Origin of the sequence: Paenibacillus jamilae, assembly GCF_050482105.1 — a bacterium.
In the GTDB taxonomy this organism is placed as follows: Bacteria; Bacillota; Bacilli; order Paenibacillales; family Paenibacillaceae; genus Paenibacillus; species Paenibacillus jamilae_B.
Genome location: NZ_JBCNHI010000053.1, coordinates 1 through 889, shown reverse-complemented (window position 1 = coordinate 889; position 889 = coordinate 1). Strand labels below are relative to the sequence as shown.

Annotated in this window: 1 protein-coding gene; it reads left to right on the top strand. The window is 51.6% G+C overall.

The genetic code is table 11. The annotated features are described in order from the left end of the window. A partial coding sequence (locus ABEW32_RS26175) for a condensation domain-containing protein (protein WP_430193220.1) occupies positions 1–889 on the top strand: 889 nt, incomplete at both ends.

Here is an 889-nt window from a genome sequence, read left to right as displayed (position 1 = left end):
CGTCCATTTCGCTGCTGAGCAGTCATGTACAAAAAGTGAGTCGTACGGCCGATCAGGGCGTGGTTTCGGGTAGTGTTAAGCTGACGCCGATTCAGCAATGGTTCTTTGGATTATCATCAGCAGAGCCACATTATTTCAACCAATCGGTGATGCTGCATCGAGCAGAAGGTTTCAATCTAGACGCATTGCGTCAAACGATGACCAAGGTGACGGAGCATCATGATGCCTTGCGTATGATCTTCCGTCAGACCGAACAGGGCTATGAAGCGTGGAATCGCGGTGTGAATGAAGGCGAGCTGTACAGTCTGGATATTGTGGATTTGACAGATATGCCAACCCTTGCAGAGGTGGCAGCAACCATTGAAACGAAGGCGAGTGCCATTCAAAGCTCGATTCGTCTGGATGAAGGACCGCTGGTGAAGCTGGGACTTTTCCGCTGCACGGATGGAGATCACTTATTGATTGCGATTCACCATTTGGTCGTAGACGGCATTTCATGGCGGATTGTGTTTGAAGATTTTGCCACAGGATATGAGCAGGCCGTTCGGGGAGAAGCGATTCGCTTGCCGTATAAAACGGATTCGTTCTCCACTTGGGCAGAACGTTTATCTCAATATGCCAACAGTCCGGCCATCGACAATGAACGCGAATACTGGCAGCGTCTTGCCCACGCGGAAGTCGGATCGCTACCTAAGGATCAAGAAAGAGCGGCAGGCCAACATTTTTGGGTTCGAGACAGTGAGACGGTGACCGTGGCTTGGAGCGAACAGGACACCCGGCTGCTGCTTCAGGAATCACATCGTGCGTACCATACAGAGGTCAATGATCTGCTGTTAACCGCACTCGGTACCGCATTATACCACTGGAGTGGGCAGGGGCGTGTGCTGGT